The sequence below is a fragment of the Mycobacterium triplex genome (assembly GCF_000689255.1).
GTDB classification, from domain to species: domain Bacteria; phylum Actinomycetota; class Actinomycetes; order Mycobacteriales; family Mycobacteriaceae; genus Mycobacterium; species Mycobacterium triplex.
In genome coordinates this window covers 969587-982076 of the sequence record NZ_HG964446.1, presented here as the reverse complement: position 1 = coordinate 982076, position 12490 = coordinate 969587, and the positions used below count along the sequence as shown (strand labels likewise).

Below are 12490 nucleotides of genomic sequence, written 5' to 3'. Positions count from 1 at the left end.
GCGGGGCCATGGCCGCGGCCGGCGGCATCGAGGGACTTTGGGAGGGCAGAACCGGCGGCACCGCCACTGCCCCCGGCACCTCGGGCAGGTCCGCGGGAGTCTGCAAGTACAGGTAAGCGCCGATGCCGATGACCAACGGGATCACAAACGGTGCGCTCAAAATCGCGCCCCAGGTAGGCCAGCCAAGCAGGTTGGTGACCAGCTGGTAGGCGAGGAAGAACAGCAGTGGCCCATTGGCCACCAGGAAGCCCGGCAGATCCCTCATCAGATTCGAGATGAAGTCCTGCAGATTCTGGAAGAGATTCTGGAAGAACTGCTGCAGCTGCCGCAGCAGATTGTCGATCCAGTTCCCCAAGTTGGAGTCGCTCTGCTGGGCCAACGTCGAGAAGTTGTTGGATTCGGCACCGGGTCGCAGCACGTTGGGAGCGGGGTCGGTCTGCGGCGCCGCAGCCAGCGCCGCATCGGAGACGATCTGATAGGTGCTCATCGTGGTGGCGGCCTGGACCCACATCCGGGCGTAGTCGGCCTCGTTGACCGCGATCGGAATCGTGTTGATCCCAAAGAAATTCGTCGCGACCAGTACCCCGTGGATGGTGTGGTTGGCGGCGAGTTCCACCAGCGTCGGCATGGCGGTCAAGGCGCCGGTGTATGCCGCCGCGGCGACTTCATGCTGGGCGGCCACGCCCGCGCTGTCGGCACTGGCCTGCATCAGCCACGCCAGATATGGGATGTGCGCGGCCGCATACTGTTCGGCGCTAGGACCTTCCCATGCCCCCGCTTGTACTTCCCCCAGGAGCCCACTAAGTTCGGCTGCCGCCTCGGCGTATTCGGCGCTGAGCGAGGTCCAGGCACCGGCGGCCGCCAGCAGCGGCCCCGGCCCCGGTCCCATGGTCAGCAACGCCGAATGCACCTCCGGCGGAGAAGCCATCCAGATAGGCGCCGTCATAGTCAGCCGCCCGCCACTCCGTACGTGACGGCGGCCGCGGTGTCACCCGCGAGATAGCTTGCCCCGCCTTCGCCCACGCCGACACCGGCGCGGCCCAGCTCCTCGACGCCCTCGGCGGCCACCGCCGTGTGCATCTGGCCCTGGGCGCTGAACCCGGCGGCCGTCGTCAGCGACACCGGATCCGCCGCGGGCGGCACCACGGCGGTGATCGCCGGAGCGGCCGCCGCGTGTGCGCTTGCCAACCGCGCCGTCAGCGCCTCCACCGCCGCACTGGTGGCCGCCAAGCCTTCAGGTACAACTCGCAACGTCATAATGACTCCTTTTGTTGCGCTTCACTAATCACCATCAGCGGGCGAAACCTTCGTCGGCTCCCCCTACCACGGACTCGCCAACCAACGGGTTGACCAACTGCACGTACGTCGGGCTTTCGCTGTCTCCCAACAGAATTGCCCGTCCGGCAGGCAACCGGCCAAATCGCTGGCCGCGGATCTTGCCGCTGTCCTGCGGGTTACCCGCCAGCATCAACGTGGTTGCCTGCAAGTCGTTGAAGCGGCGCAGCAACGGGCTTGTCATCAGGGCATGCCCCGACCCGGTGGCCCGTGCCGTCACGATCACCCGCAGCCCCAGATCGGCGGCCTGGCTCAACTCCGGGAGGAGGCTGGCCCATGGCCGCTGCCCGATGTACGGGCCACTCATCGCCGGTGTGTCCGGAATCTGGTCGACGTCGTCGATGATCAGGTAGTGGGTGTGACCCTGGTAGCTCCACCGGGCCAACTCCGCGGCCGACAAACCGGCCGGCGGGCGCCGCGAGGCGATGATGTTGGACAAGCCGAGCATCGCCGGGATGATGCGGTCGATGTTGGCGGTGTACTCGTTGTCACCGAATAGCGGTTCGTCGACGAGATGCAACCGCCGATCCAGCACCGTGAACGCCACCTGATCCGACGTGGAGTGCTCCCGGATGGTGCGGATGATGTGGCGCAGCAGCGTGGTCTTGCCGGACTTGCTGTCGCCGAACACCATCAGCAACGGGTTCTCCGCGAAGTCGAGCACGACCGGCGCCAGGTCCTCTTCGCGCTGGCCGATGACGACCTGTTCGGGTCCGCGATACAGCGGCCCGAGCGCATCCGGTGCCAAGTTGGTCGGCAGCAGCCGAACCGGCGGTGCGGCCACACCCGGGTAGCGGGCATTGATCGCGGCCACCAGCTCCAGCTGCGGAGCCGCGAACAGGAAATGCTCGGCGGCCATGGTCAACCCGCGACCCGGCTGGTCGGCCGGCACGGCGTCGGCCGGGCGGCGCAGCGCCCCGACCACCCGCACATTGCTGTCCCGCGCGTCGTGCAGCTTGAGCTCGAGTCGCAGCCCGAGGCCGTCACGCATCGCCAACGGCACCTCCAGCCAGCTCGGGGTGGTGATGATCACGTGGATGCCGTAGGCGAGACCGATGTTGACGAGCTCGGACACCTTGGCCAGCAACGGATTACGAGTGTTGAACTGGTCGGTGTTGTCCCGGGCGAAGGCGTACAGGTTGTCGATGACCAGGAACACCTCGCCGAAGCCGTCGTCGTGAGTCGAACCATGCTTGTCCCGGAACGCCTCTGCCTGCTGGCGAGACAGCAGCAGCTGCTCGAGCTCGCCGAAGGTGCGGCGAATGCGCTCGGGCTCCAGCGGTGAGGCCACACTGCCGACGTGCGCCAGGTCCTCCAACGCACGCAGCTGGCCACCGCCGTAGTCCAGGCAGTAGAAGGTGACGTCACGCGGCGAGTGCAGGCTCGCGGCCGACAGGATGAACGTCTGCAGTGCGGCCGATTTACCGGACTTGGCTCCGCCGTGGATCACCATGTTGCCGGACGCCGAGGTGGCGTCGAACACCAGCGGGTCGCGGCGCATCTCGAATGGCTTGTCGATCTCACCGAGCGGCCACCGCCATTGCCGCTCCGGCACTCCGGCGTGCTCCAGCACCGTGGTCAACGGGATCGGCTCGTCCAGCGGCGGCAGCCACAGCTGCGGTGCCCGCGGCCCGTAGCGAGCCAGCTGCTCGCCGATGGTGGCGATCAGCTTGCGCGGCGGGCCGACGAACTCGTCCTGATCCGCTCCGGTGATCACCGTGCCCTGATCGGGCTCCACCCGCCCGGCGGTGAACAGCTTCGGCTGCGGAACAGACTCCACCACAAGGGTTTTAGCGGTCTGCGGTGGCTCGTAGATGCCGTCGACGTAGGTGCTGCGGAATTTGATCGGGGCGGCACCGGGCGCGGGCACCAGGAAGCCGACGCCCTTGTGCTCTTTGCCCGACTCGATGTGGTACGCGTCGTCGACGCCGATGATCTGGCGAGAAACGCTGGGACTGGCCACCTTCAACCCGATGCGGTAGGAGGTGTTCTTGTCGATGTCCTTGATCTTGCCGACATCCAGCGTCTGCGACGCGAACAGGATGTGGATGCGGAACGAGCGGCCCTTGCGCGCCACGTAGTCGAACAGCTCCGCGTACTCCGGGTAGTCGGCCAGCATCAGCGTGAACTCGTCGGCGACCACGAACAGCGTCGGGATCGGCGGCAGGTCTTCGGCGCCGGGGGCGCCCGAATCCCGAGCGTTCTCGTATTCGACCACCGAGTTGAACGCGCTGCCCTGCACCCGGCGGCCGGCCTCGCGCAGCAATGTTTCGCGGCGAGCGACCTCACCGCGCAGCGTGTCGGCGAACCGGTCGGCCAGCGACTTCTTCTCGGCCATGTTCGAGATCACCGCAACCACCTGCGGGAAATCCCGGAAGCTGTCGGCGCCGGCCTCACCCTTGAAGTCGGCGTAGATCACGATCAGGCGGTCAGCCGAATGAGTTGTCAACAGAGACAACAGAATCGACATCAGGGTCTGCGACTTGCCCGAGCCGGTCATGCCGATCATCAAGCCGTGCGGACCCATCCCGCCCTCGGCTTCGTCCTTGAGGTCGAAGTACAGCGGCTCGCCGGTCGCGGTAACTCCGATCGGCACCCGCAGCTCGTCGTCGCGGCGGCGCGGCCCCCACAGCGTCGGCACATCCAGCCGCGACGCGTCCGGAATGCCCAGCAGCGTGGTGAAGGTGGCACCCCGGGTGGCCGCCGAACGCAGCCCGGTGTGGGTGGGGTTGGAATCCCAGCGGGACAACTGCCGGGCCAGGTGCGCGGCCTCATCGGCGCCGAGCGCGTCGGCGCTGTCGATGAAGGGCTGCCAGCCGCCGGTCTGCCAGCGCTGGATGGTCCCGTCCGCGATGCGCAGGATCGGCTTTTCCGGATCCGAATACTGTTCGCGGTTAGGCGATGTCGTGCTGCGGTGCACGACGGTCACTCCGGCCCGGCCGATCGCCAGCGCCGAGGTGTTCACGTCGTAGTCGGGGTCGTCGACGATGATCAGCAGGTGCCGCGACGAGTCGGCCGGCTGCCCGGTGAACGCCGGCCGGTCGGCCAGCGCGGGTCCCAGCAGCGCAACCAGTTCATCGACGTTGTTGGACAGGAAGCGGGCCGGCCCGACGCCGTCCACCTCGCCGGGAATGTCGATGTGGGGCAACCACTTCAGCCAGGACCAGTCGCGGTTCTCCGGATCGCGGGTAGCCAGTGCCACCCCCAGCACCGTCGGGTCGTGCCAGGTGACGGCCTGAGCAACCCAGGCGCGCAGCGCACCTTGTACCTCGTCGGTCTCACCGAGGACGGTGATCCGGGAAACCTTGCTCAGGTCGATTCCGGTGGGCACATCGCGGACCGTGCGCTGGGTGTCGAGCAGGCTGCGTAATGCGCTGTGCGACACCGGTTCCAGATCGATTTCGTCGGCGGTGTCGGCGACCCGCACCGCGGTGGCCAGGGGAACCTGGTGACGCCCGGCGCGTACCACCAAGAAGTCGGGGTCGTGCGGGTCACGTTCCCACTGGCGGCGAGATCCGGGCACCGTTGCCAGTGCCGACGGCTCGGGATGCGACCACTGCGCGGCGGCGCGCTGCTGCGCAGCCTGGGTGCGGATGTTGTCCCGAACCACGGACAGGTAGCGCAGGTAGTCGGCGCGTTCTGCGTCGACCTCCTCGGTGCGCATCTTGTTGTCGTTGCCGCGATAGAGCGCTGTTGCGGCCAGCAGCAACACAAACGGGAAGAACAGCGTCTGCGGCGAGATCACCCGCATCCCGGTGGCGACCAGCGCCACGATCATGCCGACGATCAGGATCACCAGCACATAGGGCATGGCACGCCGCAGGAACGACGGCGGAATCACCCGGGGCAGCTCGGGGGGCGCCTCGATGGTGATGGTGCCCTGGCGGGTGCTCGGCGGCGCCAGGCGCCGGCGGGCTTCGAAGATCAGTCGGCTCATCGGGGTCCTCCTTCGGCCGACACCGGACGCCCGGGCTTGCTGTCGGGCGCCAAGCCGTCGTGTGCGAGTAACGCGTCGGCGCGCGATAGCGTCGGGCCCGTCGCGAACAGCGACAGCATCGACCAGGGAATGGGAACAGGGGGTGGGGTCAAGCCAAGGGCCTCAACGGTTTTGCCGTGTCCGGAGTTCTCGGCCTCGTTGTCGATGCCGTAGCGAACTCCGGTGTCGGACACCCAGAACAGCGAGCCGGCACCCGGCGAGGTGGCGCCGCCACCCACGCTCTGGGCGAAGTAGCCGGTGCCCGGTGCCAGGGCGACTCGGTTGGCGATCCCTTGGGTGCCGCCACCGATCAGGTTCATGGTGCGAACCGCGTCCGGCACCGGCAGCGCGGAACCGGCGAGCAGGCTCAACGAGCTGCTGGCGGCCCCGGCCGGCTTGCTCCAGTACGCGCATGCGACGGGATTCTTGGCCGCGTCGACGAGGGCGATCTGGCGGTCGGGAAAGCGGGTGGTGTCCAGCATCCGCGACACCGGTAGCTTGGCCACCTCGTCGGCGCCGAGGTGCGGGGGCTGGTCCAGGCCATAGGAATTGGTGTTACGCAAGACCGCGGCGAGGACCGGCGAGATCGGTTGCAGGCCATCCGGCAGCACCGCGTAGTAGCGAACGTTGCCCGGGTCGACGCCATAGGACGTCACGACCGCGCCGATCGGCGCCGGAACCGGATAGTTCGCCGGGGTGCCGGCATTCGGGATGGCGGGCGCGGAAAGCGAAGGCGCTTCGGGGATCGCGTTGAACAGCCCGGCCGCGATGGGCCGCGGTGTGGGGACGTCGGCACCCAACCCCAGCGCGTTGGTGACCGCGTGGTTGGCCAGGTCGACCTGGCTGCGCTTGCCGTTCCACAGCAGCCAGGTGCTGGTGCCCCTGTCGCCGGTGAACTCGACGAGGATCGCGTCGGCCGTGGCGATGGTGGCCGCACGTGAGCCGCTGCTGTCGGGCGTGCCCGCGATCACGGTGACGCCGGTGCTGTGCACGGCGTGCGAACCCTGCGCCGCCTCACTGACGGTGTCGCACACTGTCCAGTTCGCGTCATGAGATGTGTTCTGCACCATGCGTTCTGGTGCGCCCGGGATGCCGATCAGGTTTCCGCGTGGAAAGCGGTCCAGCTCACTGCTTTTCACCGTGGTTGGGTTGACCGGCTTGCCGGCGATCAGCCGGGCCGACGTCAGGTTCAGCACCGGGTGCAGCTGGTCCCCGATCCGCACATACAGTGCGGCCGTGTCCCGATCCGCGAGCACCGCGTTGTTGCCCGCCTGACCGTTGGGCCGGATCAGCGAGAACACGAAGCAGCCCGCCAGGCCGGTGATCAGAATCAAGACCCCCATCAGCACCGCACGCGACTGGGTGCGCAGCGGGTCGACCAGCATCCTGGTGTCGTGCAAGGCAATTCCGGACGCGATGCGGCGCATCACGAAGCGCCAGCCGGTCACCTGGTGGCGGGTGACGAACCCGCGGCGGTAGACCACCTTGTCGGGGTTGTCGTTCACGGGGGTACGCGAGGTGAACGAACGTCGTTCGTCGGCAGGCTCCGGGTTGGTCATGACGGCACCGAGAGCCCCAGGCCGCGCAGCAGCGGCTCTACCGAATTACTGACATCTCGGTCGGTGATCGTCATCAGCTCCTCATCGGTGAATGCACCGGTTCCCGCCTGTTCGGAATGGTCTAACCGGAATTCGCGCTCCTCTTCGGAACGCTCCACGATGTTGCGGACAAAACGGCCGTTACCCGCGATGTCGAGGCTGCGCCGTTCGACCCCGTTGGAGTCTGGCGTCGTGGCAGTCGCGAGTTTCTCGAACAACTCGTCCATGTGGTCGAGCGCGGCTTGCTCGAAAATGCTGTCGCGCTGTTCGGCCATCTTGTGCGCGATCTCCACCAGCTCATGGGAGGTGTACGACGGGAAGGTGATGTTGCGGGTGAACCGCGACCGCAGACCCTCGTTGGTGTCCAGGAACTTGTCCAGATCCGCCCGGTAACCGGCGATGATCACCACCAGCCGGTCACGATCGTTTTCCATGCGGGCCAGCAACGTGTCGATGGCCACCAGCCCGAAGTCGTTCTTGGCGCCGGTCGCCACCAGGGCGTAGGCCTCGTCGAGGAACAACACCCCGTCCAGCGCACTGTCGATGATCGCGTTGGTCTTGGCTTCGGTCTCCCCGATGTGCTGCCCAATCAGGTCGGCGCGGTGCACCTCGCGGATGTTTTCCTTCTTCAATAAGCCCAGACCGCAATAGATTTTGGCGACCACGCGCGCGATCGTGGTCTTACCGGTTCCGGGCGGTCCGGCGAACACCAGGTGGTGGGCGCGCTGGGCGACCTGAAGTCCGCGCTGCTTGCGCACCAGCTCCATGGCCACCGAACTCTTGAGCCGCGAGACCTGGTTCTTCACCTCTTCCAACCCGATGAACTCGGCGAGCTGGCGCTCGGCCTCGTGCAGCAGCACGGACTTGCGTTCGTGGGCGGCGGGATCGACGAAGTCCTCCGCGCTGGGCTCGGTTTCCGGATCCCACGGATCGGTGCGGGCCTCGATGCGAGCCGCATTCGTGGTCACGATCCCGAAACTGGTGTCGGTCAGGGCCTGTTCGACCTGCTCGTTCTCGGGATGTGCGGCGTACAAGTCCTGCAGGACTTCGCTCGCCGACTCCTCGTCGACGTGCACCCGCAGCACGAGGCCCTTGGCCAGTGTCCCGTCGACGGTGGCCACCTCGACCGGGCCTTCGGGTTCCTCGAGGTAGGACAGCGCGGGGGCGAACAAGCCCAGCCGGGCCAGCGCGGTGCCCAGGGCGATCTTGGCCGCATGCGCGTAGGCCGCGTCGAGATCGGCGTCGTTGACGATCGGGGTCAGCAGCTTGACGACATCCGACCACCGCTCGGCGCGGTAGTTGATGACGACGGAGACCCAGCGCGCCTCACGCCAACTCGGGCGGCGCGCGGTGAGCCGGGCGACGATCTCGTCGGCCTCGGCAAACCGCCCGGCCGTTGCCAGGGCCGCGGCGAAGGCGAGGTGGAACTCGTCGGGGTTGGTGGCGCGGAACTGCAGATACAGTCCGCTGTCGTAGCGAAAGCCCAGGGCACCGGGCGCCAAGTCGACCTGTCGCTGCAGCACGCCCGCGGTGGCCGCGGTGCGCGAAACCGCCTCGAGCACCCGGTAGGAGGCATCGCCGGCGGCCGCCAACCCGGTCCACGCGTCGCACTGGTCGTGGGCGACGCGGGTCAGCGCGGTGAAGCCCGAGCGCGCGGCGGTCAGATCCGCCGGCCGCTGGCGTTGATAGACCGCGATACCCAGTGCCCGGCAGCACGTAGCAAATCGGCTGACGACGTCGCCGTCGACTCTGGTGTCCAGCCGAGAGGTGCCGGGCTGGACTGCGAGCACACCACTGTCACCGAGTTCCACGGCCGCTATTTTCCATGAAGATAGTCTCCCCTAACTTAATTTGCTGAAGTTAGCATTGCATAAGCTAAGTGTCGAGGCTCGCGGGGTTGTCTGACTGGCCGCCCGTCGGCCCTTTCCAGGGCTTTGACCACGGTGTTTTGCCGAATCACCGGTCCACCTCTCCAGTTGTGGCGTTGGCCGCACTCCCTCGTGGCAGCAAAGCTTACTGAATATGGTTTTCATTATCAAAGCGTGTCTCCGGTGCTGGCACCCGACACCTTCCACTCCGAGAGACCGACGAATTTCCCAGGGTTCCCCACCCCCACCGTCAGACGGTACGACCCCGCCGGCCGCAATCCCAGGGATGGGCTCGGGTTCGCGGGGGTCGTCGTGGGTCGCCGCGCGCCGGCGCGGGGGTGCAGCCATCCGAACCGGCGCGGTCACAGCAGCGACTCCTAACCGATCGGGTGGGGCGCAACGACCGCCTTAGCTAATAAGCGGCGCCGCGAGCAGGCAGTTAATAGTCGGCTGCCCGACCGGAAAAGTTCCCGGTGGCGGAAGCTCTCTGATCCAGCGCACGAAGCTCTTTCACTTCGGCCCCCCGTCACCCTGCTGGTCGGGTTGCCAGGTGCCGGGCACCATCGGCACCGAGGGTCCGCTGCCGAAATCGTCACCGTCCAGCGTCGCCAACCCTGCCGGCGTAACGCCGTCTTTGCCGACGGTCCCGGCAAAGCCCAGCGCACCCGCCCCCCGGTCGGAGGGTGCGGCCGCTTCGTGCTGGTCGGCCAATGGACCGGCCTCACCGTCGGAATCCAGGAATTCGTAACGGTAGCCAGGCTGGTGGCCCCTCATGCCCGCCCGCCGGCGCCGACGCGCCTGCCGCTTCTGCTGCGCCGCCGCCGCGGCTGCTGCGGCGACCGCGGCGGCATCGGGCTCCGGCGCCTTGCGCCGTGCGCCGCTGCTCATCCCGGAGCCTGTCCCGATACCCGGCCCGCCCACCAGGTACGGGTAGGCGGCGCCCTCGATCCCGGCGGGCGGCGGTGCGGATCCGGACGCGGGCGCCGCCGCGGGCGCGGCCGCCGAGGCCGCGGCCGGGGCTGAGCTCGGTGTCGGCGTGGCGTGCGCGCCGACTGAGTGAGCGCCGGCCACCGCGTGCATGCCGGGGGTCGTTGGCAAAGGCGCGGGCACCACGGCGACAGGCGCCGCCACTTCGGGTTGGATCGCAGCCAGCGAAGCCAGGCTCGCCAAGGCTCCGGCTAATCCGAGGGTGGAGGTCGCCACGATGATCGCGATTTGGGGGGCGAACGCCTGAAAGGCCTCGAGCGCGTGGCCGAGCTCGTCGGCGATCAGGGGGCCGATGTCGGCGAGCAAATGGAGGATTGCCCCGACCGGGTCGGTCTGAAAATCCTTCAAGTCGCGTGCGAAAGTCTCGAAGATCTCCAGGAATCGGTTGATCCACCAACTCAGCTGGTAGGGGTTGCCGGAGTCGTCGTCGACGATGTCGTCATCGTCGCCATCGCCCTCGTCGCCGTGGTCGTGGTCGGCGTGCATGATCACCGGCGCCGGATCGGCTTGTGGCGCACCCGCCAGTGCCGTGGCGGTGACGGCCTGATAGGTGGACATCGTGGTGGCGGCCTGGACCCACATCCGCGCGTAGTCGGCCTCGTTGACCGCGATCGGAATCGTGTTGATACCAAAGAAATTCGTCGCCACTAAGGCGCCATGGACGACGTGATTGGCAGCCAGTTCGGGAAGCGTCGGCATTGTCGCCACTGCCGCGGCGTAGGCGGCGGCCGCCGTCGCGTGCTGGGCCGCCATCGCCGCGCTGTCGGCGCTGGCCTGCGTCAGCCACGCCAGGTAAGGCGCATGGGCGGCCACATAGTCCTCGGCGCTCGGCCCCTGCCACGCACCGGCCTGGGTGTCGGCCAAGATCGCAGCGAGTTCGTCCGCGGTTTCCGCGTAAGAGGCACTCAGCGAGCTCCACGCGCCGCTGGCGGCCAACAAGCTGCCGGGTCCCGGACCACTGCTCAGCAAGGTGGAATGGATCTCCGGGGGTGACGCCATCCAAATCGGTCCGGTCATTGTCGGCCGCCGATCACGCGCGATAGCACCATCCCAGCACTCCTCGCCCGGCCGAAATCGACGACGCCCGGGCAGTGGACGTCATGCGTATCAGCCCGTTAGTTGTCGGCAAGCAGTGCGCAAAAGTTCCCGCGCGTTTTCAGCTCATCGAAAGCTCAGAGAAAGGAATCCGGCCGTTCGGCCGCGAGGCTAAGTGCAGCGAGCTCAGGCTCGGACGGCGCTGACCAGGGTGTTGCGGGCGATCATCGGGCCGGCTTCGGTCTCCGGCCCGGGGACCGGACGACCGACCTCGCGCATGTAATCGGCCAACGCGGTGCCGACCGCGTTCCAGCCGTGAGAGGCGAACCATTCGGTGGCCGGGGCGTGTTGCTCGTTATAGACCAGCTGGAAGAACAGCCGCTTGTCGCCCTGGGCGGCGGCCGCACGCTCTTCGGCGACGGCGGCCTCGAATTCGTCGGGCCGCAGCGGTGCGCCGTCTTCGACGGCGACATGGCTACCGTGTCCGGCCAGGCCGTCGATTCCGGTGAACAGCTGCTCCTGCGCGGCGGCCGGTAGATAGATCAGCAAACCCTCGGCGATCCACGCCGACGGCTTGGCGGGGTCGAAGCCGCTGTCGCGCAACGCTTGTGGCCAGTCGTCGCGCAGATCGACGGCGATTTCCCGGCGCTCGGCCCGCGGCTGGTCGCCGTGGCCGGCGAGCACCTCACGCTTGAAATCGAGGACCTGCGGACGGTCCAGCTCGAAGATCGTCGTCGCGGCCGGCCAGTCCAGCCGGTAGGCGCGCGAGTCGAGTCCGGCCGCCAGCAGGACGACCTGCCGCACGCCCGCGTCGGCGGCCCGCAGGAAGTACTCGTCGAAGTACTTCGTGCGAGCGCCCTGGAAGTTGACGAAGTGATCGCCGAAGTCGGCGCTCTTGAGCGGGTGGTCGGGTTCCTTGCCGTCCAGCACATCCGCCGACGAGCCACCGACGGCGCGGCAGAAGATCTCCGCATACGGGTCGACGGCCAGCGGATCTGGCTTTTGCGCCTCCAACGCCCGAGCGGTCGCTACGAACAGCGCGGTCGAGCCGACGCTTGTTGTGATGTCCCAGGTGTCACCTTCGCTACGCACTCGACCGACACTACGCCGCCGCGCTGACCCACTTTTCCCCCTGGGGGCAACCGATATTGAGCACGGGCAACCCACGTTGCCGTCGGTCGACGGCGCGATGAACCGCGGTCAACGCCAAGCCTTTCGTTAGCCATCGCCGCACGGCTCGTCACCGGCATCCGGGGCCCAGCTGCCCGGCAGCATCGGCATGCGCGGCCCGCCGCCGAATTCGTCCCCGGCCAGGGTGGTCAGGCCCGCCGCGGCAGCGGCTTCCCTGCGCGCCGTGCCGGCGAACCCGAGGCTCCCCGCGCCCCGATCCGACGCCTCCGACACACGCCCATCCCAGTCCGGGTCGACGTCGACGTTCATGTCCATGAATTCGTCGCCAAAGCCGCGCTGCCGCACCCTTCCCCGGCGCCGGGCCCGGGCCTGCTCCCGGGCGGCCGCCGCGGCCGCCACCTCAGCCGAATCAGGTTGCAGTGCTTCCCGTTTCGTGCCCGCTACCACACTGGCGCTGATCCCGGAACCAAACCCGATGCCCGGTGGCGCGACGAAGTAGGGCGGGGCGAAACCGGGTCCGGCGGGAGGCGGCGCGGCTGGCGCGGCACTGGCCACGGCGC

At 67.9% G+C, this 12490-nt stretch carries 8 protein-coding genes; all 8 read right to left on the bottom strand.

The features are described from left to right. Positions 1–946 (bottom strand): PPE family protein (locus BN973_RS30295; protein ID WP_156959190.1); only part of this gene is annotated, 946 nt, incomplete at its 3' end. Positions 947–948: 2 nt separating this feature from the next. Beyond that, a complete protein-coding gene (locus tag BN973_RS04465; protein ID WP_036466225.1) occupies positions 949–1257 on the bottom strand; it encodes a PE family protein in 309 nt (102 codons plus the stop codon). 34 nt (positions 1258–1291) lie between these two features. Next, positions 1292–5272, bottom strand: a complete 3981-nt coding sequence (locus BN973_RS04460) for a type VII secretion protein EccC (RefSeq protein ID WP_036466223.1) — start codon at positions 5270–5272, stop codon at positions 1292–1294. Then, entirely contained in the window at positions 5269–6870 is a 1602-nt protein-coding gene (gene eccB, locus BN973_RS04455; protein ID WP_036466221.1) for a type VII secretion protein EccB, read from the bottom strand. The genes BN973_RS04460 and eccB overlap by 4 nt, the downstream gene beginning before the upstream one ends. Further along, on the bottom strand, positions 6867–8720 hold the full coding sequence (gene eccA / locus BN973_RS04450) for a type VII secretion AAA-ATPase EccA (RefSeq protein WP_036466220.1): 1854 nt from the start codon (positions 8718–8720) through the stop codon (positions 6867–6869). Before eccA ends, eccB begins: the two co-directional genes overlap by 4 nt. Positions 8721–9287: 567 nt before the next feature. Next, the gene (locus tag BN973_RS04445; RefSeq protein ID WP_036466217.1) at positions 9288–10781 is read right to left on the bottom strand and encodes a PPE family protein; all 1494 of its coding nucleotides are present in this window, start codon (positions 10779–10781) and stop codon (positions 9288–9290) included. A gap of 204 nt (positions 10782–10985) precedes the next feature. Beyond that, positions 10986–11891: a class I SAM-dependent methyltransferase gene (locus BN973_RS04440; protein ID WP_036466215.1), complete on the bottom strand. Its 906-nt coding sequence runs from the start codon at positions 11889–11891 to the stop codon at positions 10986–10988. 126 nt (positions 11892–12017) lie between these two features. Beyond that, positions 12018–12490 (bottom strand): PPW family C-terminal domain-containing PPE protein (locus BN973_RS31565; RefSeq protein WP_462138145.1); only part of this gene is annotated, 473 nt, incomplete at its 5' end.